At 73.3% G+C, this 19,109-nt stretch carries 21 protein-coding genes; 7 read left to right on the forward strand and 14 right to left on the reverse strand.

Annotated features, from left to right (window positions below; all coding sequences use genetic code 11):
* Position 1: 1 nt before the first annotated feature.
* From ACIRST_RS14165 to ACIRST_RS14175, 3 genes are all read right to left on the reverse strand, one after another.
* Complete coding sequence (locus ACIRST_RS14165) at positions 2-736, reverse strand: hypothetical protein (protein WP_402802465.1); 735 nt, start codon at positions 734-736, stop codon at positions 2-4.
* 168 nt (positions 737-904) lie between these two features.
* Positions 905-1,201, reverse strand: coding sequence for a hypothetical protein (locus tag ACIRST_RS14170; protein WP_402802466.1), 297 nt, complete (start codon positions 1,199-1,201; stop codon positions 905-907).
* Positions 1,202-1,294: 93 nt separating this feature from the next.
* The gene (locus tag ACIRST_RS14175) at positions 1,295-1,993 is read right to left on the reverse strand and encodes a hypothetical protein (RefSeq protein WP_402802467.1); all 699 of its coding nucleotides are present in this window, start codon (positions 1,991-1,993) and stop codon (positions 1,295-1,297) included.
* A 290-nt stretch (positions 1,994-2,283) separates the two neighbouring features.
* Here ACIRST_RS14175 and ACIRST_RS14180 point away from each other — a divergent pair, with 290 nt between their 5' ends.
* The 3 genes from ACIRST_RS14180 (at position 2,284) to ACIRST_RS14190 (ending at position 5,827) form a co-directional block, all read left to right on the forward strand.
* Entirely contained in the window at positions 2,284-3,168 is an 885-nt protein-coding gene (locus ACIRST_RS14180; protein WP_402802468.1) for an oxygenase MpaB family protein, read from the forward strand.
* 217 nt (positions 3,169-3,385) lie between these two features.
* Positions 3,386-3,817: an SRPBCC family protein gene (locus ACIRST_RS14185; protein WP_402802469.1), complete on the forward strand. Its 432-nt coding sequence runs from the start codon at positions 3,386-3,388 to the stop codon at positions 3,815-3,817.
* Between the two features lie 360 nt (positions 3,818-4,177).
* Entirely contained in the window at positions 4,178-5,827 is a 1,650-nt protein-coding gene (locus tag ACIRST_RS14190; protein WP_402802470.1) for a DHA2 family efflux MFS transporter permease subunit, read from the forward strand.
* Positions 5,828-5,903: 76 nt separating this feature from the next.
* On the opposite strand, the gene ACIRST_RS14195 is transcribed toward ACIRST_RS14190, so the two are convergent.
* Both ACIRST_RS14195 and ACIRST_RS14200 read right to left on the reverse strand, forming a co-directional pair.
* Positions 5,904-6,302, reverse strand: coding sequence for a bleomycin resistance protein (locus ACIRST_RS14195; protein ID WP_402802471.1), 399 nt, complete (start codon positions 6,300-6,302; stop codon positions 5,904-5,906).
* 271 nt (positions 6,303-6,573) lie between these two features.
* Complete coding sequence (locus ACIRST_RS14200; RefSeq protein ID WP_402802472.1) at positions 6,574-7,071, reverse strand: hypothetical protein; 498 nt, start codon at positions 7,069-7,071, stop codon at positions 6,574-6,576.
* A gap of 95 nt (positions 7,072-7,166) precedes the next feature.
* Between ACIRST_RS14200 and ACIRST_RS14205 the strand changes: the two genes are divergently transcribed.
* Positions 7,167-7,445, forward strand: a complete 279-nt coding sequence (locus tag ACIRST_RS14205; RefSeq protein ID WP_402802473.1) for a hypothetical protein — start codon at positions 7,167-7,169, stop codon at positions 7,443-7,445.
* Positions 7,446-7,535: 90 nt separating this feature from the next.
* Here ACIRST_RS14205 and ACIRST_RS14210 read toward each other — a convergent pair whose 3' ends face one another.
* Entirely contained in the window at positions 7,536-7,952 is a 417-nt protein-coding gene (locus ACIRST_RS14210; RefSeq protein ID WP_402802474.1) for a hypothetical protein, read from the reverse strand.
* Positions 7,953-8,154: 202 nt separating this feature from the next.
* Here ACIRST_RS14210 and ACIRST_RS14215 point away from each other — a divergent pair, with 202 nt between their 5' ends.
* Positions 8,155-8,676 (forward strand): GNAT family N-acetyltransferase, encoded by a 522-nt coding sequence (locus tag ACIRST_RS14215; protein WP_402802475.1) that lies wholly within the window; start codon positions 8,155-8,157, stop codon positions 8,674-8,676.
* Between the two features lie 40 nt (positions 8,677-8,716).
* Here the strand turns inward: ACIRST_RS14215 and ACIRST_RS14220 are convergent, their stop codons facing one another.
* Both ACIRST_RS14220 and ACIRST_RS14225 read right to left on the reverse strand, forming a co-directional pair.
* Positions 8,717-10,066, reverse strand: a complete 1,350-nt coding sequence (locus ACIRST_RS14220) for a Tim44-like domain-containing protein (RefSeq protein WP_402802476.1) — start codon at positions 10,064-10,066, stop codon at positions 8,717-8,719.
* 218 nt (positions 10,067-10,284) lie between these two features.
* Positions 10,285-10,518 carry a hypothetical protein gene (locus ACIRST_RS14225; RefSeq protein WP_402802477.1) on the reverse strand — a complete coding sequence of 78 codons (234 nt, stop codon included), beginning with the start codon at positions 10,516-10,518 and terminating at the stop codon, positions 10,285-10,287.
* A 110-nt stretch (positions 10,519-10,628) separates the two neighbouring features.
* Between ACIRST_RS14225 and ACIRST_RS14230 the strand changes: the two genes are divergently transcribed.
* The gene (locus ACIRST_RS14230) at positions 10,629-10,892 is read left to right on the forward strand and encodes a hypothetical protein (RefSeq protein WP_402802478.1); all 264 of its coding nucleotides are present in this window, start codon (positions 10,629-10,631) and stop codon (positions 10,890-10,892) included.
* A 99-nt stretch (positions 10,893-10,991) separates the two neighbouring features.
* Positions 10,992-11,534 carry an NUDIX hydrolase gene (locus ACIRST_RS14235; RefSeq protein WP_402802479.1) on the forward strand — a complete coding sequence of 181 codons (543 nt, stop codon included), beginning with the start codon at positions 10,992-10,994 and terminating at the stop codon, positions 11,532-11,534.
* Positions 11,535-12,365: 831 nt separating this feature from the next.
* Here the strand turns inward: ACIRST_RS14235 and ACIRST_RS14240 are convergent.
* The 6 genes from ACIRST_RS14240 to ACIRST_RS14265 form a co-directional block, all read right to left on the reverse strand.
* Positions 12,366-13,313: an alpha-amylase family glycosyl hydrolase gene (locus ACIRST_RS14240; protein ID WP_402802480.1), complete on the reverse strand. Its 948-nt coding sequence runs from the start codon at positions 13,311-13,313 to the stop codon at positions 12,366-12,368.
* Between the two features lie 185 nt (positions 13,314-13,498).
* Positions 13,499-13,927: a hypothetical protein gene (locus ACIRST_RS14245; RefSeq protein ID WP_402802481.1), complete on the reverse strand. Its 429-nt coding sequence runs from the start codon at positions 13,925-13,927 to the stop codon at positions 13,499-13,501.
* A 215-nt stretch (positions 13,928-14,142) separates the two neighbouring features.
* Entirely contained in the window at positions 14,143-15,165 is a 1,023-nt protein-coding gene (locus ACIRST_RS14250) for a TolB-like translocation protein (RefSeq protein ID WP_402802482.1), read from the reverse strand.
* Positions 15,166-15,304: 139 nt separating this feature from the next.
* Positions 15,305-16,573 carry an MFS transporter gene (locus ACIRST_RS14255; RefSeq protein ID WP_402802483.1) on the reverse strand — a complete coding sequence of 423 codons (1,269 nt, stop codon included), beginning with the start codon at positions 16,571-16,573 and terminating at the stop codon, positions 15,305-15,307.
* A 3-nt stretch (positions 16,574-16,576) separates the two neighbouring features.
* Positions 16,577-17,473 carry an alkaline phosphatase family protein gene (locus ACIRST_RS14260; RefSeq protein ID WP_402802484.1) on the reverse strand — a complete coding sequence of 299 codons (897 nt, stop codon included), beginning with the start codon at positions 17,471-17,473 and terminating at the stop codon, positions 16,577-16,579.
* 180 nt (positions 17,474-17,653) lie between these two features.
* Entirely contained in the window at positions 17,654-18,991 is a 1,338-nt protein-coding gene (locus tag ACIRST_RS14265) for a S8 family peptidase (protein ID WP_402802485.1), read from the reverse strand.
* Positions 18,992-19,109 lie beyond the last annotated feature (118 nt).

Below are 19,109 nucleotides of genomic sequence, written 5' to 3' on the forward strand. Positions count from 1 at the left end.
GTCACGAAGCCGTCGGCTGTGGGCTCATCGCACGCTCGTACAGCTTCTCCCGCGCCCCCTTGAGGAGTTCGGCGGCCTTCTTCCGCGACGCCGCCTCCGCCTTGTCGAGCGCGCCCGGGTAGTCCGCGGACATCCCCGAGCCCGCGCCGTAGTCGATGTCGACCGTCAGGCTCAGATTGCCGTCGCAGAAGGCCGACTTGAAGGTCAGTTGGTCGACCGGCCCGGGGACGGTGTCGGTGAGCGGGTGCCGGACCGCCGACTGGTAACCCTCCTGGCCGAGCCCACCGCCGTCGGTCATCTCGAACTTCCGCGTCTCGGTCGGCTTGGGGCCGTCGAGCGGGGACTTGGCGATGTCCGCATCGACCTCCAGCCAGTGGCAGGCGTGGGCCGCCTCGAAGACCACCGCATCGACGGTCACCCGCCAGTCCTCCGTTGCCGGACCGGCGTCGTAGCTGCAGCTGAGCGTCGTGGACGGGTCGCTCTCGATCCCCTCGCTCGTCACCGGTATGGAGCGCCTCAGCTGTCCCGGGAGGCCCGGATCGCCCATCACCGCGCAGAGGTCGCCGACCGTGCGGTACCAGCCGACTTGCCTCGCCTTGCTGTCACTACTGCTACTGCTACTGGCACTGGCGCCGCCGCCACCACCGCCACCACCGCCACCACAGCCGGTGAGGAACACGAGACCGGCGGCCACGAGGACGGCTGCGCCGGTACGGGAGGTTCGATTTCGACTCATCACAGCGCCAGGCTAAGCCCACACCCTGTCAACGCCCCCGCCCGGGAAGGCGATCACCGCCCGCCACGCGGGCTTCACCCGGCGGTCGGTACACGTCCCGGTCCCGCGACGGATCGTGGGGCCGGGGTGCCCGGCGCGACGGATCGTGGCGCCGGGGTGGCCGGCCCCTCAGCAGGCGGCCATCCACAGGGCCACCGGCATCGGGACGGCGGGGTTGCGGGCGGCGTCCTCGGCCGTGGCGGGGTCACGGAGCAGGGCGGCCAGGGTCGCAGCGGGCAGCGCCGGGTGGCGGGCGGCGACCCGACGGACCGTCGGGTCTGGGTCGTCGAGCAGGGTGAGGGCCGAGGCCGACGGCAGGCGCAGGTCCTCGGCGGCGCGGGTGCGGACCTCCCGGTCGGGGTCGGCGGCGAGGCGGACGGCCAGCGCGGGCGGCGCGGCCGGGTCGTCCAGGGCGAGCAGCCGCACCCGGGGGCGGGGATCGTCCGCGTGGCGGCGCAGGCCCTCGCGCGGGAAGTTGGGGTGGTTGCGGGGCCGGCCGGGGAAGGTGAAGCTTCCGGATCACCAGCTCCACACGTCCAGCAGGGTCTCGGCGGGGGCGTCCGCGCAGGACTCGGTGAGGAACAGTCGCACCACCCGGTCCTCGTCCTGCCCGAGCCGGGCGGCGACGTCGGCGGGCAGCCGGGGCGCGCGGGCCACGCTGCGGCGGACCCACCGGTTCGGGTGGGCGGCCAACTGCCGCATCGCGTCCGGGTCGTGGAACAGCGCGCCGACCCACCAGAGCGCGTACGTCCGGTCCTCGGCGGGGATCTCGGGGACGGTGTCGGCCAGCTCGGCGATCTCCGCGGGCGTTCGGGGCGGCACCGCGTCCGGACCGGGCGGACGCTCCACCCCGACCCCGGTGCGCTCTCCGCGCGCAACGAAGTCGTCCCGCGGCTCGCGCACGAGCGCGAGCAGTGCTCCGCTCGCCCCGCGCCCGGCGAGCGCGTCCAGCAGCCGCTCCCACTGCCCGGGTGACAGCGCCCCGGAGTCGGCCACCCGCCCCCACACCCTCCTGGACGGGTGCACGACCGCCGCGTCCAGCACCGGCGCGGGCAGCCCGCTTCGGTACAGGAAGTGCAGCTCGTCGCCCTCCAGCAGGGCGAGCAGCACCTCTGCCGGCGCGTCCGGCCGGCCCCCGAGCCCGGACCGCCACCGCCTGCGCAACTCGGCCCCCGGCTCCGCCCCCGCCAGGAACATCTCCCACACCCCGTCGCTCATCGGGCCAGCCTAGGCAGCTCGCCGGACGGGCGGGGAGCCGGGCCGGGGCGGTTCCACCGGTCTCGGTGCAGCAACGCTGCGAGTTCCCGGCCCGGCGGCAGGAGCGCATGATCGGATGCGGCGACGCCGGAAGGAGGGATGCCGATGATCATCGAACCGGTGACGATGGACCCGGCCCGGCCGGTCGGCATTCCGCTGCTGTCCCCGTACTGGCGCCACGTCCTCGTCCGTCACCCCGTGTCCGGTCCGCGGCAAGGGTCCGGGACGCGTACGGCACCGCGGGGCCCGCGATGAACGGCAAGCCGTCCGGCCCGACGGTGGTCCCCGCAGCGGGACTGTTCACACCCGACTCGGTGTCCTGGACCGTGCACGCCGACCCGTCCATGGTCCTGGGCGGTCTACGGGCCCTGCTCCTGCAGGCACTGCACCCCCTCGCCATGGCCGCGGTGGCGCAGCACTCGGCGTTCCGCGAGGACCCGTGGGGCCGGCTCTACCGGACGGCGCACTTCGTCGGCGCGGTGACCTACGGCAACGGCGGGGAAGTCCGCGAGGCCGTCCAGCGGGTTCGGCTGATCCACGAACACGTGCGCGGGACCGATCCGGAAACCGGCCGGTCCTACCGGGCCGACGACCCGGAGCTGCTGATCTGGGTCCACTGCGCGGAGGTCGGCTCGTTCCTGACCGTGGCCCGGCGCAGCGGGCTGGCCCTCAGCGAGGCCGAAGCGGACCGCTATCTCGCCGAGCAGGCGCGGGTGGCTCACCTCGTCGGCGTTCCGCAGGACTTCCCGGTTCCCACCGGCGTGAGGGAGCTGGACGCCTACATGGTGGCGGTGCGCCCGCTGCTGCGGGTGACGCCGGCCGCTCGGGAGGCGATGCGGTTCGCCGTGCTGCCGCCCCTGCACGGTTGGGCCCGTCTCGCCGGCCCGCTTCGTCCGGCCTGGGCGGCGCTGGTCGGCTGCGCGGTGGGCCTGCTGCCGCCGTGGGCGCGCCGCATGTACGGCCTGCCCGTCTGCCCGGCCACGGAGCCCCTGGTGACGGCGCAGGCCAGGCTGCTCCGACAGGCTGCCCTGCGCCTGCCCCGGTCCTGGCGGGAGGGCCCGCACCTGGCCGCGGCCCGGCGGCGGCACGACCCGGACCTGTGGACGCCCCCGGTGAGAACGTCCCAGGACCCGTGAGAACGTCGAAGGCCCGAACGTCCAAGGCCCGTGAGAACGTCCAAGGCCCGTGACGGCCAGGGCGCGGGCGCACGGCCTGCGCACCGCCGGAAGACGGCATGCCGGGGCCGCCGGTGTGCCGGGTACTCGGCCACGGCAGCCATCCGCGGAGGTGTCCGCATCGAACAGGAGGGCGGCGGCCCGCAGAGGCCGCGGGCCGCGACGGAAAGGCGAGCTGATGATCAGCGTGGAACGCGGCATGGTGGTCGGGCGCCCTGCCGGGGAGGTGGTGGGGTACCTGGCGGACTTCGGCAACACGGTGGAGTGGGATCCGGGCACCGTGGCCTGCGTGCGCGTGGACCCTGGTCCGCTCGTGGCGGGAGCGCGCTGGCGCAACACCTCGCGGTTTCGAGGGCGGCAGACCGACCTGGGCTACCGCCTGGAGGAGTACCGGCCCGACCGGCTGGTGTTCGTCGGACGCAACCGTACCGTCACGGCCACGGACGACATCACGGTCCGCGCCTCGGAGGGCCGCGCGCTGGTGGTCTACCGCGCGTCGCTGCGCTTTCACGGCCTGGCTCGCCTCGCGGCGCCGTTCCTGCGGGCCGAGTTCGAGCGTCTCGCGGACGCGGTCGCCGAGCGGCTTCCCCGGGTGCTGGCACAGCGGTGACCCACGGCGCCGTGCCCGGTGCGTGCGGGTCGGCCGCGCGCCGGGCGGCCCCGGCCCGGTGAACCGCGCGGCAGGGATCCCGTGAGTGTCGCCCGCTCTCGCCGGCCGAGGTCAGCCGACCTGGTGGATCTGATCTGCCGGGCGGTGGCGGCGGGCAACGGTCCTCTGCTCGATGTGCTGCTGGCGATCCTGGACGCCGTCGCCGACACCGACATGCTCGACCGGCTCACTGCGGCGCTGACCCCGCAGGCGCCCGCGGGGCACGCGGCCCCGCCCGGCGGGTGCGGGCCGCGGACACCGTCGCCCGCACCACCCCACCTCCCTCCCGTCGGACCACCGACCTGCCAGCGAGGAGTGACGATGAGCAGCACCGCCCGAGCGAACACATCCGACCCGGCCGGCGCCACGGCCGCCGGTCCGCGCCGCTGGTGGGGTCTCGTGGCGATCAGCCTCGGCGTGGCCCTCATCATCGTCGACTCCACGATCGTCAACGTCGCCATCCCCAGCATCGTCGACGACCTGCACATCACCTCCAGCGACGCCCAGTGGGTGCAGGAGACCTACACCCTCGTCTTCGCCGCCCTCCTGCTCCTGGCCGGGCGCACCGGTGACCGCCTCGGGCGCCGCCGGGTCTTCCTGACCGGAGTCGCCGTCTTCACCGCCGCCAGCCTCGCCGCCGCGACGGCCACCGGCGGCCCCGCCCTGATCGGCGCCCGCCTCGTCCAGGGCGCGGGCGGCGCGATGATGCTCCCGACATCGCTGGCGCTGATCAACGCCGGCTTCCGCGGGCGGCAACGCGCGCAGGCCTTCGCCGTCTGGGGCTCCACCATCGGCGGCACCGCCGCCCTCGGACCCCTGCTCGGCGGTTACCTGACCACCCACCTGTCGTGGCGCTGGGCCTTCGCCATCAACCTGCCGCTGGGGGCCCTCGTCGCCGCCGGTGTGCTCGTGTTCGTCACCGAGAGCCGCAGCGAACGAGCCGAACGCGGCGTCGACCTCGCCGGGGCCGCCCTGTCGGTCCTCGGGTTCACCGGCATCGTGTTCGCCCTGATCGAGGGCCGCACCTACGGCTGGTGGGCCCCGCTCAAGCCCTTCCCGCTGCTCGGCCGGCACCTCTCGCCCGTCCCCGTCGCCCTGGCGGGCGGGCTGGCCTGCCTGGTGGCCTTCATCGTGGTGGAACGGCACCGCAACCGCCACGGCAGGACCGCGCTCCTGGACCTGCGGCTCTTCTCCATCCCCTCGTTCCGCAACGGCAACATCGTGGCCGGCATCGTCAGCCTCGGAGAATTCGGCATCCTCTTCTCGCTGCCCCTGTGGTTCCAGAACGTCCTCGGCTACTCGGCGTTCGACGCCGGCCTGGCCCTCCTGCCACTCGCCGTCGGCAGCTTCGCCGCCAGCGGCCTGAGCGCCGTCCTCGCCCCCCGCATCGGCACCCTGAACCTCGTCATCGCCGGCATCGCCTGCGAGCTGGTGGGTGTCGCCGGCATCGGCCTCGTGCTCTCCCCGCACGGCAACGGCTGGCAGGTCACCCCCTTCCTCCTCGTCTACGGCATCGGCGTCGGCTGGGCCACCGCCCAGATCACCGGGATCGTCCTCACCGACGTCCCCGTCACCCAGTCCGGCCAGGGATCGGGGATCCAGAGCACCACCCGCCAGATCGGCTCCGCGCTCGGCATCGCCCTGCTCGGCACCGTGCTCTTCACCACCCTCTCCTCCGACCTCACCCACGCCCTGCGCACAGAGGGCCTCCCGCCTGCCCGGGCCCACGCCATCGCCACCGCCGTCCAGCGCAGCGGCGGCACCGGCATCCGGCCTCTCCTCGACCGGAGCGCGACCCGCACCGCCGGCCAACGCGCGCAGGAATCCTTCACGTCCGCGACCTCCCTGGCCGCCTACACCGCCGCCGGCGCCCTGACCCTGGGGCTGCTCAGCGCCCTCCGCCTCAAAGCCACCATGACCCGAACGGCGGCCGACCCCACTCCCCCGAACACCGCCGCGCCCCCGCCATGACCACACGACCACGGCGTCCTCGCGCCCACCGGGCGTACGGGTAGCCGAGAATCAGGTGGTCGCGATGCCGTTGGCCTCAGCGCTGCCTGCCCGGGCTGCCGATGCGCAGCAGGTTGCCGCTGCGGTCGACCAGCGCGAACTCCCGCATCCGGTAGGCGGTTTCGACGGGCGACGTCAGCCGGCTGCCGGTGGCCCGGTCGGTGGGCACGCCGAGCCGTGCCCAGTCGCGGTGGAGCGCGTCCGCGTCACGGACCTGCAGGTAGCAGCTGCCGGCCGTGGCCAGCGGGTCCACGTCGGGATCGTGGCGGAAGTGCAGTTCGAGCGTGCCCCGGACGACGATCAGGTAGCCGTCCTCCCCGTCCCAGCGCCCACGCTCCTCGAAGCCCAGGCGGGAGTAGAACTCCGAGGTCTCCCCCAGGTCCCGGCTCGGCAGGACCGGCACCGCGTACTCGACGCACTCCTCGCGCTCGTCCATGACGCCACCCTAGGGCAACCCCGACTCCGATCCGTGGTGAATACGCGTCAGACGGCCTTCGAATGCCCACCGGCCCGCCTCGGCATTCGAAGCCGTGTGGGCACGCGCCCTCCCCCGCGAGGACCTCCGGCTGACCTGACGCCGCGCCCGCCGCTTCACCCGATCGTCGATCCGGTGAAGCGACCTTCTTCTCGACCGATCGACAGGTGATCTCGGTTTCCCGGCGCTGGGGTCGGGTTCGGGGTCGGGAAACACTCTCGGGACCCGGCCGTCAGGACAGTGGACCGGCCAGCAACTGGGCGGCCAGGTGGTGCAGTTCGGCCACCAGATCCTTCGTCAGCCCGCCGCAGTGCTCCTGTTGGTCCTCCGCGCGGTACAGCCATCCGCGGACCGGCCGCAGTGGCGAGCCGGGGTCGTCCGCGGGGCACAGCTCATAGCCGATCCGCTCGGCCGCTGCCAACGGGTCGAGTCGGCCGTCCAGCAGGTCCCGCAGACAGTACCGGGCCAACGCCCGGTCACGACCCTCAACGGTGGTGGGCAGCCGCAGCAACGGCCAGAGTTCCTGCTCCAGTTCGAACAGCAGCCGACGCGCCTCCGAAGCGTCCGACTCGGACAGCACACCGAGCTCCCACAGGCTCAAGGTGTCCACCCCACCGGCCAACGCCGTCCGGGCGGCCTCCACCGCCGCGGAAACCGTCCCCGGACAACCACCCAGATCGCGCTCCAGCAACACCCGGCGCAGCGGCTCCAGGGCCTCGTTCTCCTCCATGGCGCGAGCCTAGCCAACCACTCCAGCCCCGAGCGACGCGTACGGCGCTGGTCCGGCGAGGGACGCCGCCACCGGGGCGGTACGGGACACCGGGGGTGCTGCTGCGTCCCGGCGCGGGTCCGCGGCGGAAGAAGTCGCCGGCCATCGCCATGGCGCCGGCCGGCTGGGGCCAGGTCGCCGTCCGGGAGCGCGGGTCGGGCGTCCTGTACCTGGAGGACGTCCAGGACACCGGCGGCCACGGCGGCTGGACCCGCGAGGCCATCGGCTTCGCCTCGGCGTACGGACCGCGGCTCATCATGGACGCCTTCCGGGCCTACCTCGTCGCCACGAACCTGAACGGGTACGTCCAGTGGAAGCAGTCCCGCCAGTACTGAGCGCGGCGGGCGCCCCGGGCCACCGGCCCGTGCTTCCTGGCAGCCATCGAGCTGATCACGGTCAACGGTCAATGGAACCGGCCGCAGGACTCATTCCTCCTCGTAGTACCGGTCGTACCCGGCAGAAAGCTCCTCCACCGAGAAGCCCTCGAATGCGCCCAGGGATTCGAGCGCGCGGAGTCGGGCCAGCGCTTCCGCTGCGGATGGTGAGGGGTGGGTCGACAGGTGGGTCTTCGTCGCCTCCAGTCCGTGGCCGAGGAGGAGTTCGACGTCGATCGAGCAGGCTGCGTCGAAGCCGGCTTGCTTCGCGCTCCAGATGAGGAGGGCGTCGTCGGGGTCGCCGCCGTTGAACAGTTGGACGCAGCAGAGCTTCATGAGCTCGGTGTCGCCCTCGCCCTGGGCGTGCTTCTCGCGTGCCGTGTGCTCGCCGAGCAGTGCGCGGATCTCGCCGAGGTGCGTGCGGTCGGGGCGGAGATCGAAACGGCGCAGGCCGGCGTCCTCGTCCATCGGGTGGTCTCTCATGGTCGTCCGGCAGTGGCCGTGACCAATCGTCGCTCATGGCACCGGCCGCGGCCGGGGAGCCGCAACGCGCCTGCGGGCGGCGGAGGTTGACGGGGCAGGCTCCGGGGGCCCGGCAGCGTGGGGGCGGGGCGCTTCGGGCTGCGGCCCGGTGGTGGGGGAGTCGGGGTGGGACCGTAGTGTCACCTGCATGGAGAAGACCGTCACGTACCTGGAAATGACCGACCCGGGCCAGCTGCGGCCGTCGCCGGCCGTGGATGCGCTGGGCCTCGTCGCGGCCGACGGGGCGTCCCCGGGGGTGCAGGCCGTGCAGGCGCGGGTCGGGGCGCCGCACGGCTGGCGCAGTACCGCCCGTACCGCTGCCGACTGGGCGGCGCACCTCGCCGAGCATCCCCGGCGCCGGTACTGGCTGCTGACGTACGAGGGAGAGCCCGCCGGGGTCGCCAACCTGGAGCCGCATCCGGGCGGCGAGGTGGAGATCACCACGTTCGGGCTCGTCCCGGAGTACGTCGGGCGCGGGCTCGGCGGCTACGCGCTGACGCTCGCGCTGCGCCAGGCGTGGGCCACCGAGCCGCTCGACGCCGGGGCCGTGCGGCGGGTCTGGCTGCACACCGACACCGAGGACCACCCGAACGCGCTGCGCAACTACGAGAGCCGGGGCCTGCGCGCGTACCGGACCGAGACCGTCGGCACGGCCAGGGACGGGTGCTGAACCGACGGGCGACGGCGGGGGTGGCGGCGGTGGGGTGTGGCTACTGCGTGTCGGCGTCGATCACGGTCCAGGCCCTGGCCGAGGTGTCGTCCAGCCGCAGGTCGAAGGTGAAGGCGATCGGCCTGCGCTTGTGGGCGTCACCGCGCAGTACCTCTTCGGTGCGGCGGTCGACTTCGTAGTAGACGCCCTGCGCGTCGACCGCGACGCGGAAGACGACCGGGTCGCGTGAGACCAGCGAGCGCACGGTGACCGCCGTGACGGTGGCCTCGCGCAGGACGGTCCGGCGGGCCGTGCGGACGGCGGTGAAGTCGAGGCTGCCGTCGTTCATGACCCATTCCTCAAGGAACCGCTCGACGGCGACCTCCAGAACCGCCCTGTCGAACCGGCCGTCGAGGACACTCAGATCGCCGGCGGCACGGTCGGCGTCCGTGCTCCACGAGATGTTGGTGAGGGAGAGGATGTCGCTCGCCCCGGTGACCGTGCTCTTCTGCGCGACCTCAAGCACCGCGTCCCGGGCGACCTCCTTCTGGTCCCAGCCGTCGGTCTCGATGGCGTTGCTCAGGTGGTGCGCTCCCTCGGCGGCCTGCTCGATCGAGGACACGATCCACTCGCCGGCCGCACTCTTGCGCAGCGTCCAGTACTCGACCGGGCGCGTCGAGCCGTCCTTGCGCACGGCCTGCCGGCCGTCGCCACGGCGTACGTAGTCGCGCAGCGTCGCGGTGATCCGGAAGGTGACGGTGTCGTTCACCTCACCCGCCCGGTTGGCGACGTCGACCAGCTCGACGGCGGGGCCGTCGACGATCTCCACGACGTTGACCTCGCCACGCGACTCGTAGTCGCGCAGTTCCTCGGACCACTTGCCGTACAGCACCGGGGACAGGATCCGCTGCAGCGTCGCGTGGTCGTGTCCGGTCCACGCCCGCTGGGCCGTCACGTACAGCCACACCGCGCGCTGCTCCAGCGCCGCGCGGTCGAAGGTCGCATCGGTGTCGGCGATCGCATCGACCCGGGCCGAGACCTGGGCGGAGCGCTCGCGCGCCTGCTCGTCCGCACGGTGCGCCGTACGGTCCGAGACCGTGTTCAGGCCGCCCGCAAACGCCGCCTTGCGGCGCCGGGACCTGAGCCACAGGATCAGCAGGACCACGGCCACGATCACCAGCACGGCGACGAGCCCGCCGCTACCGGCGACGAAACCGGTCCCGAAGCCGACTCCGGAGCCGCCACCGGACCCGTGGAAGCCGCCTCCGCCACCGCCACCGCCGTGGCTGCCCCCGCCACCGCCGCCACCGCCGAACCCGTGACCGCCACCCCCACCGCGGGCATAGGCGACCGTCGGGCTGCTCAGCGCGACGGCTCCCGCGACCACACATATCCACCGGCGGACGCGCACCGGGGCCTCCCTCCAAAAACCGCAGACCTTCCAGGCGAACAAGCGTACTAGCCGAGGGTGTACCGGAAACATAGAGACCCACAGGTCACCTGGCAGCGGGCAACGGCGGACCCGCCAGGGCAGGGATCCCGGCCCCGTACAACGTCCGGGCACCCGCCCGCGCCCTGTCCCGGGACGGGCGTTGCGTTGAGGTGCCGTGAAGAGTTCCGGCCGCTCGATCAGTCCTCCGGCCGAAGCCGCTGACGAGCGGCTTCAAGCCGCTCGTGATAGTCAGATGCGAACAGCCCAGGAAATGCTTTGTCCAGCGTTCCGGCGATTCGATGGATCGGTGCCCACAGCGCCGGATCGTCGACAACGCGGCTGAGATCCGTCATCTGCAACTTCTCCAGCCAGTGCGACAGCACCAGTGCCTCGTCACGCGTGAGCTTGATCGTGACCTGGCTATCACTCATGCGCACCCCCTACTGCTCGCCCCACCCCGACCACACGAACCTACTGGCTCTTCGCCCTTGACCCCACCCATGGGGGCGGCCGCGAGGAGCGCGGCTTCGGGCAGGCGAGCGTGTCCAGTGACCGCGGGCCGATCTGGCGGATCACCCCGATGCCCTTCTCCGACAGGCGCCTGTCGCCGGCCGTCACCGGGGGCAAGAACACGAGCACCGCTCACCCGACCTTGATGGTCGAGGAGATGGACCCCTGCCACCTCTCCCCGGTCATGCACGCCACCGGCTGCCGTCTGCGGCGCATCCCCCTGACCGGCGTCGAGATCGAGCACGTCCCGCAGAGCGAAGCCCGCACCCTCCACGGCTTCCCCGGGGCACTCTAGGAAGCGACACCAAACCCCCCTCTCCTCCCGACCGTTGTGCCGGGAGGCACCGCCGGGCTACATCCGGTCCGGCCACGTCCACCGAGGAGATCCACACCCATGAGCACCACCGAAGCGACGACCGAGAAGCCGTTCAGCAGGATCAAGGTCCGGGTGACCGGCCTGGTCTTCTGCGGCGACGACGTCGCGCTGCTGCGTCGGGACCGCACCGACTCGACGCACTACACCACCATCGGCGGAAACGTCGCCGCCGGCGAGGACTTCCGCGCCGCCGCTGTCCGGGAACTGCAGGAGGAGCTCGGGCTCGCGCCGGACCAGGCCGGCGACCTGGAGCTGGTCGCGATGGCGGACGCCCGGGTCTCCCGGCCCGGGCCGACCGCTCCGCCCCGGAAGATCCACCTGATCTACCGCACCCACGTCACCCCGGAGGTCCGTGCCACCCTGGCGACCCAGGAGTTCGACGAGCTGCCCGACGGTGGCCACGAGGTCGGCACCATCGAGTGGATCGACTACCGCAAGGTCGGCGACCTGCCGCTGTTCCCGCCGATCGGCAAGGTCCTCGCCCAGCTGCCCTCGCCGCACGCGCCGCTGCCGGCGTTCGAGCTGGAGCCGGTCACCGACCAGAACTACACCTGGATCTGACCGCTCCATGGTGTGGGCCCGCGCCGCTGGGTGTCCCGGGCCCACCCGCGCGTCACGACGTCCGGCGGGAGAAGTCGTTCCCCGCCGGGTCCGGCAGCCGGTACGGTCCTGACCTCGGCAACGCGGCGACCAGACCCCATCCGAACGAGAGAGGGGATGGGCGAAGAACTCGGCGAAGCCCCGTGCTGGCGCGTCCTGCACCGGGTCACCTACGTCAGCCGGGTGCTCGCGCCCGTTCCGCCGCACGGGGCGCCGCCACCAGCAGCGCCGCCCTGGCCGCCGCCACCCGCAGCGCCCTCGCCACGCAGCGGCCCGAGCTCCTCCCCCAGGCTCCCGAGATCATCGACTACCTCACCCGCTCCTTCGGAATCCCGGAAGAGCGAACCGACATCCGCCCGGCCCTCCGGCAGACCGGAGGGCCGGGCCTCCACAGCTCCCCCGCCCATCGGACAGGGTCACCTGCGCGGCCCCGGTACGGGACGGCTTCCAGGCACTGCTCGGCCTTCGTGCCCGGATCGGACGCCGTGCCCGCGTCGGCCGGCGCCGACGGCCCATGCCACATATCTATACGAACCATGGCAAACTGGTCGCAAGTGATCGTGCTCTACAGAGGAAAATCACCCATGACCCATGGAGCCCACCCCCATGCTCCTACCGTCCGCGCAAACATCGACCGGGCCCGCGGCTGCGAAGAATGCCTCAGCTGGGGCACCGTGATCACACCCGAGGGCCGCCACGTGCTGTGCCCCAAGTGTCAGCACCCTGATTGAGCACGCGACCTCCGCTCCCCGGCCGGCGGCCTCCGGGCCGTCTCCGGGCCGCCTCCGACGATTACGGCCGGTAGCCAAGCCACCCCCGCACGCCCGAGCGGTCGCCACCAGGCACGACCATCGCGGCTGCGCCTGCCTCGGCGAGGTCACCGCAGCCGCCCTCCTCATCCGGCTCCGCACGTGATCGACCGGACGAGTTCCGGGTGGCGTCAGACCTGCAACCAGAGGGCGGTGTCCTCGGGGAGCTCGCCGGCCGGGCCGAGCGGTCCGCCCGGCCGGGGTCGGCCGGGTTGCGGCCCTTGCGCTCCCACATCGGGTCCTGGCGCAGCTCGTCGGGGATCTCCTCGACCTCCCACAGGCCCAGTTCCTCGCCCTGGTAGAGGTAGACCGAGCCGGGCAGCGCCTGGGTGAGCAGCGCGGCCGCGCGGGCCAGCGGGTGCCGAGCGGCAGGTCGCCCGGGCGGCAGGTCGCCCGGGCGGCCGTGGCGACGCGCGTAGATGGCGAAGGAGGTGCCCTCGCGGCCGTAGCGGGTCACCACCCGGTCCACGTCGTGGTTGGAGAGCACCCAGGTGGCCGGCGCGTGCACGGCCCGGTGCAGCCGCAGCGTGTCGTCGATCACGGTGCGCAGCGCCTTGGCGTCCCAGGCGCACTCCAGGTACGAGAAGTTGAAGATGGTGTGCAGTTCGCCGGGGCGCAGGTAGCGGGCGAGCCGTTCGGCGTCGGGCAGCCAGACCTCGCCGATCAGCACCCGGCCGCCGGAGTAGGAGTCGGCCACCCGGCGCCAGGAGCGGTAGACCTGGTGCACCTCCTCGCGGTCGGTGTAGGCGTGCTCCTCGGGGTCGTCCACCGGCAGCGCCAGGTCCTTGATCAGCAGGGCTGCCGAGTCGACCCGGAAGCCGTCGGCGCCGCGGTCGAACCAGAACCGCAGCACCGACTCGAACTCCTCCCGCACCTCGGGGTGGTCCCAGTTGAAGTCGGGCTGCTCCCCCGTCGATCCACTGGGGCTCAACGCCCTCCCCATCCGCCCCGCCCACTGACCCGGAGCGTCCGGGCCCGAGCCCGGGCGGGCCGCCGGGGCCGAACGGAGCCGAGACAGGGGGCGGGGCGCAGCCGCCGCGTGGCGGACCGAGGCAGGCCGACCCGGCAGGCCGGGGCGGGCCACCGAGCGGACACCGCCGGACGGCGGGCCGGGGGTCAGCTGCCGGCCGGTCCCCTCAGGGTGGCGTCGCGGCCTCCGTCGGTCAGCTCCGCCCACCGCTCGTACTCCTGGCGCACGTACGGCCGGGCCGATGCTTCCCACGTGGACAGGGCGGGCCCGGCCGGGCCGAGGACGAACCGCCCGTCGGCCAGGTCGAAGGCGAGCAGCTCGTACGCGGTGCGCGCGGCCTCGGTGGCGTCGCTCTCGTCCCCGCTGCGCAGGGCCAGGCGGTCGGCCAGAGCGGCCCGGCGCAGCCGGAACTCCCGCTCCAGGGAGGCCCGCGGGTACTCGCCGTCGTGCCGGAGCGCGGTCCGTAGCCGGGTCACCGCCGCGTCCTCGGCCGCCGGCCCCAGCGCAGCGGCGTACGCGCTCTCCGGCGCCGGGGCGTCGAAACCCTCGCCGGCATGTGAGTGGTGACCGGTCACGTGTGTGTCATCTCCTCGGGTCATGGCTGAAGTCCGGTGCGTACCAATCCCCTTGGTGCCGGAGATGGTCCGCCCTCGCTTCGCCGGGGCGCCAGACTACCGTCTGCGCACGCGTGATGACGGCATGTCTACCCGGCAGTAGGGACGGGGACCGGCACCCCGCCACGCAGGGCACGGACGGCGCGCATCGGGTGGCGGCGGCTCCGGCCGTTTCGTCACCGCACGACGGCGGGGGCGAGGGCTGCGGGGGCGAGCACGGTCGGGGTGCCGGTGCCGTCGGCGGGGACGGTCCACAGGTCGCTGCCGTCGTCGCTGGGGAGGGAGTAGGCGAGTGTGTGGTCGTCGAGCCACAGGGCCTGGTCGTCGAGGGAGCGGTCCTCGGCGGTCGCGGTCTCGGCCATGGTCGTCAGGTCGAGGACGTAGAGCCGCCAGGGCGCGTCCTCGCTCAGGCCGGGAACGCGCTTCTTGTAGGCGACGCGGGTGCCGTCCGGCGACAGGGACGGGCACTCGACGTTGTCGTGCAGTGTGGTGAGGGTGTGCCGGACGGCGTCACCCGCGACCAGGTGGGTCCGTCCGCCCGTGGCGAGGGTGGCGTAGAAGTGCTCGTCGTCGGCGAAGGTGACGCCCCAGATGTTGGTGTCGGCGGCCCGGTAGGGCTTGCCGTCCAGGGTGACGGCGTAGGTCTCCAGGTCCTCCTGGAGGGTCCAGGTGCGGGTGTCCAGGATCGAGGTCCGGGTGGAGAAGTCGGTGCCGGCGTAGGAGTCGCCGCCGACGAAGACCGTCCAGGCGACGAGGTTGCCCGAGGGGGACACCCGTGACCGGGTGGGGATGCCGGCGAGGTCGTAGTGGCGGCGCTCGTGCAGGTCGGCGTCGAGGACGACCGCGCGGTAGGTGTCCGCCAGGACGCCGTGGACGGCCTGGAGGCAGATCCCGGTACCGGCGGCGGCGTGGAAGCGCAGGCAAGCGGGCGCCGCCACCGTCCGGGTGCCCCGGGGATCGTCGAGGGGGACCGCGGCGAGGTGGTCGCGCTGGGTGCCCCAGGTCATGCTGCGGAACACCAGCCGGGCCCCGTCGCCGTGCGGGCCCAGGCTGACGGCGCCCGCCCGGGCCGGCGGCCCGTCGCCCGTCCGGCCCGCGCCCCGGGCCTGGTCACCGGCGTGCAGGACGGTCCAGACGCCGGCCGCCGCGAGGACGGCGGCGGCGGTGCACAGGACGAGGAGACGGCGGCCGAAAGTCATGTACGGGTCCTCTTCGACAGGGTTCTTCGACGGGCAACTGGCGGACGACGGGCAACAGGCGGACGGCGGATGGGGCGGGCAAAAGGCGCGGGGCGGACAACAGGCGGACGCGGAGGAGCAAGCGCAGGGCGGGTGGTGGTCAGTCGGCCGGATGCGCCCCGCCCTCGGCGGCCCGGCCCACCAGGCGGGTGGCGACCGCGACGGCGGCGGTGAGGGCCGCGGCCATCGCGGCCAGGGCGACGGTGTCGCCCCAGCGGCTCCAGAGCGCGCCGACCGCGATCGAGCAAACGAAGCGGCCGGCCGCCTGACCGGTGCCGACCAGGGCGAGGCCCGCGCCGCGCCGTCCTGCGGGTACGGCGCTCGCCACGGCAGCGGCCAGGACGCCGTCGGTGGCGGCGTAGAAGAGGCCGTGCAGGGCTAGGACGACGGCGGCGAGGACCGCGCCGCCGCCGGGCCGGGCGAGCAGCAGGCCGTAGCCGGCCAGCAGGGCGCCGTGCCCCAGGACGAACAGGCGCCGGCGCCCGATCCGGTCGGCGAGCGCGCCGACCGGGACGGCGGCCAGCAGGTAGACGGCGGCGGTCCCGAGCGGCAGCAGCGGGAACCAGGAGGCGGGGAGGTCGAGTCGGCGCTGGAGCAGCAGGTAGACGAAGGAGTCGCTGACCGTGGCGAGGCCGAGGAGGGCGGCGCCCGCGGTGATCCTGCGCAGCGCCGGGAGGCGGAGCAGCTCGCGCAGGCGCAGCCGTGCCACGACGGCCCGCGGCGCCGGGCGCAGGCTGCGGCCGGGGACGAGGACGACCAGGACCAGCACGCCGAGGGCGGCGACGTACGAGCTGACGAGGAACACGGCGTGGAAGCCGCCGGGGGCGCCGCGCAGGAGGAGGAATGCGAGGAGGGGGCCGCTCAGGGCGCCGGCGGTGTCCATCGCCCGGTGGACGCCGAAGGCGCGGCCGCGGTGCTCGGGCGGGGTGGCGAGGGAGATCATGGCGTCGCGGGGCGCGGTGCGCAGTCCCTTGCCCACCCGGTCGACGGCGAGGACGAGGCCGATCAGCGGCGCCGTGCGGACGAGGAGGAGCGCGGGGCGGCAGAGCGCGGAGAGGCCGTAGCCGGCGGCGGCGACGGCCTTGTGGCGTCCGCCGCCGCGGTCGCCGAGGAAGCCGCCGAGCAGCCGCAGGACGGCGGAGGCGCCGTTGAAGACGCCGTCCAGCAGGCCGAAGCCGAGCGGGGTGACGCCGAGGGCGGTGACGAGGTAGAGCGGGAGGACGGCGGTGACCATCTCGGAGGAGACGTCGGTGATCAGGCTGACCGTGCCGAGGGCCAGGACGGTGGGGGCGATCCGCGCGGACCGCCCCGGCCCGGGGGCCGGGGCGGCGGCGGACGCCGCGGGGCGGCGGTTGTCCGCGAGGTACACGCGTCAGCTCCAGACGCCGGCGATGTCGGTGGCGTCGGCGGCCTTGCCGGCGTGCTTGCCGACCCCGGCGAGGTCCTCCAGGGTGCGGAGCATGTCGTAGTGGTTGTACTTGGTGGTCGGCGCGCTGCCGGCCTTGACGGGCTGTCCGTACAGCACGGTGGGGATCTGGTTGCCGCTCTGCTTGTCGTCCTCGTCGTAGGTGACGACCAGCAGGCTGTTGTGGGTCTTGGCCCAGGAGGCGTACGCGCCGAGGTTGTTCTTGATCCAGCTGTCGCCGGTGCCGACGGAGCAGTTGTGCATGTCGCTGCAGAGGTTGGGGGTGACGAAGGAGACCGTCGGCAGCTTGGCGAAGTCCGTGGGGAACTGGCCGAAGGTGTGGCCGGTGCTGGTCGGCACGTTCTTGAACGCGAACCAGGGGTTGTGCTTCTGGGCGTAGTTGCCGCTCTTGCAGGTGGTGGAGCCCTCGCTGGGCAGCGACTCGTTGTAGCTGCCCCAGGTCTTCCCGGCCGCGGTCAGTTCGGAGGCCAGGTTGGCGGCCGACATGGAGCCGACCTTGTAGCAGTCGTCGCTGGTGATGCCCTGGGTGCTGCCGGAGAAGACGGCGAAGTAGTTGGGCTGGCTGGGGTGGGTGATGCCGTAGGAGGCCTTGAGGACCGCGCCGCCCGTCGCGAGCGAGTTCAGGTACGGCGCATCCTTGCTGCCGATGATCTGCTTGTAGGCGTGGTTCTCCATCATGACGACGACGACGTGGTCCGGCTTGGGCACGGCCACCGCCGCGGAGGCGGAACCGATGCTCACCGTGGCGGTGGCGGTGCCCGCCGCCAGGGCCGTCGGCAGGGCGACGGCGAGCAGGAGCTTCTTCCGGGAACGGCGGTGACGACGGGGGGTGACGGCGGACATGTGTGTCTCCTGTCTGGGGAGGGGGGTGGGGAGGGGGGACGGCGACCGGTACCGGAGCGTGGTGTCCCTGCGCCCGGGACGGACGGGGAACGGGACACCCGGATTGCCGGTACCGGGCCGGGCTACGGAGGGGGCGGTTGCTTCAGGGGCCCCGAGCCGTGGTCATCGGCGAGGCTCCGGCTACTTGGCGGCGTTTGCCGGCCCGCCGACGTAGAGGAGCCGGTTGGGGGTGCCGGTCCCGGCGTTGCCGATCTTGCCGGGGGTGGCGGCCTTGATCAGCGCGTCCTGGACCTGGGCGGGGGTGGCCGTGGGGTGGGCCGACAGGTAGAGGGCCGCGGCACCGGTGACGTGCGGTGCCGCCATCGAGGTGCCCGTCAGCTTGTGGCTGTCGTTGTCGCCGGTGTTCCAGGCGGAGGTGATGCCGGTGCCGGGGGCGAACAGGTCGGTGCACGTACCCCAGTCGGAGTCCGAGCGGCGCTGGTCGTCGGACGTGGAGTTGTTCACCACGATGGCCTCGCCGATGTCACCGGGCGAGTTCCTGCACGCGTCGGCGTTGCCGTTGCCGGAGGAGACCACCCAGGTGACCCCGGAGGCGATGGAGTTGCGGATCGCCTTGTCCTCGGCGGCGCTGACGCCGCCGTTGATGCTCATGTTGACCACGGCCGGCTTGACGGCGTGCTTGGTGATCCAGTCGGCGGCGGACACGATGGCCGAGGTCGGGATGGAGTCGTTGCAGGGGGTGACGCGGACGGAGACCAGCTTCACGCCCTTGGCCACGCCGTAGTCCCTGCCGCCGATGGTGCCCGCGACGTGGGTGCCGTGCCCGATGCAGTCGGCGCCGTTGCGGCCGTCGCCGACCAGGTCCACCCCGATGACGGCCCGCCCGCCGAACTGGCTGTGCGTGGTGCGCAGTCCGCTGTCGACCAGGTAGACGGTGACGTTGGAGGCGGTGTTCGGCGCGGTGTAGCTGTTGTCCAGCGGCAGATTGCGCTGGTCGATCCGGTCCAGACCCCAACTGGCCACCGAGGAAGCCCGGGTGGCCTCCGGAGCCGACCCCGAGTGCCGGACGCTGTCCTGCTCCACGGACTCGACCGCCGGGTCCGACGCCACCGACTTCGCCTGGGCCGGTGTCATCTCGGCGACGTAGCCCTGCAGCGCCGTGTCGAAGACGGTGCGGACGGAGCCGCCGTGGGCGTTCGCCAGCCGGCCGGCGACGGAGGCGGCCGACGTCTGCGCGGCCTGCACCCCTTGGGCGGTGGCCGTCCGGCCGGCTGCTGCGGCGGCTCCCTGGGCGACGTCCGAGGACGCCACCGCGCCGTCCTTGAACACCACCAGGTAGCGGCCGGCTATGGGTTCTGCAGCCGTCCGCGCCTCGTCGGTGGCGTGCGGGGCGGCGTTCGCCGGGCTGATCACCACGGCGGCCGCTGCGGCGGCGACGACGGTGGCGGCGACGATCACGGTCGTCGGCTTCGTCCCGCGGGCGTGACGGCGGGTGCGACGGGTGCGGTACAGGGACAAGGCAACCTCTTGGGGGAGTGCGGCGAGGGTTCGCCGGTTCGGGAACGTGGACGGGGACGCGTGCCGGCCGACGACGCGGAGGCTGTCGCCGTTCGAGCGGATCCATGACGGTCGGGCT

It is taken from the genome of Kitasatospora sp. NPDC101447 (genome assembly GCF_044767225.1).
Classification (GTDB): Bacteria; Actinomycetota; Actinomycetes; order Streptomycetales; family Streptomycetaceae; genus Kitasatospora.

Bases quoted from the DNA above. Each gene is read 5' to 3' on its own strand.
- ACIRST_RS14200 (WP_402802472.1), bottom strand. From the start codon at position 7,071: ATGGAGGAGAACGAGGCCCTGGAGCCGCTGCGCCGGGTGTTGCTGGAG.
- ACIRST_RS14260 (WP_402802484.1), bottom strand. From the start codon at position 17,473: ATGTCCGCCGTCACCCCCCGTCGTCACCGCCGTTCCCGGAAGAAGCTC.
- ACIRST_RS14195 (WP_402802471.1), bottom strand. From the start codon at position 6,302: ATGGACGAGCGCGAGGAGTGCGTCGAGTACGCGGTGCCGGTCCTGCCG.
- ACIRST_RS14210 (WP_402802474.1), bottom strand. From the start codon at position 7,952: ATGGACGAGGACGCCGGCCTGCGCCGTTTCGATCTCCGCCCCGACCGC.
- ACIRST_RS14190 (WP_402802470.1), top strand. From the start codon at position 4,178: ATGAGCAGCACCGCCCGAGCGAACACATCCGACCCGGCCGGCGCCACG.
- ACIRST_RS14235 (WP_402802479.1), top strand. From the start codon at position 10,992: ATGAGCACCACCGAAGCGACGACCGAGAAGCCGTTCAGCAGGATCAAG.
- ACIRST_RS14175 (WP_402802467.1), bottom strand. From the start codon at position 1,993: ATGAGCGACGGGGTGTGGGAGATGTTCCTGGCGGGGGCGGAGCCGGGG.
- ACIRST_RS14215 (WP_402802475.1), top strand. From the start codon at position 8,155: ATGGAGAAGACCGTCACGTACCTGGAAATGACCGACCCGGGCCAGCTG.
- ACIRST_RS14225 (WP_402802477.1), bottom strand. From the start codon at position 10,518: ATGAGTGATAGCCAGGTCACGATCAAGCTCACGCGTGACGAGGCACTG.
- ACIRST_RS14185 (WP_402802469.1), top strand. From the start codon at position 3,386: ATGATCAGCGTGGAACGCGGCATGGTGGTCGGGCGCCCTGCCGGGGAG.
- ACIRST_RS14250 (WP_402802482.1), bottom strand. From the start codon at position 15,165: ATGACTTTCGGCCGCCGTCTCCTCGTCCTGTGCACCGCCGCCGCCGTC.
- ACIRST_RS14165 (WP_402802465.1), bottom strand. From the start codon at position 736: ATGAGTCGAAATCGAACCTCCCGTACCGGCGCAGCCGTCCTCGTGGCC.
- ACIRST_RS14180 (WP_402802468.1), top strand. From the start codon at position 2,284: ATGAACGGCAAGCCGTCCGGCCCGACGGTGGTCCCCGCAGCGGGACTG.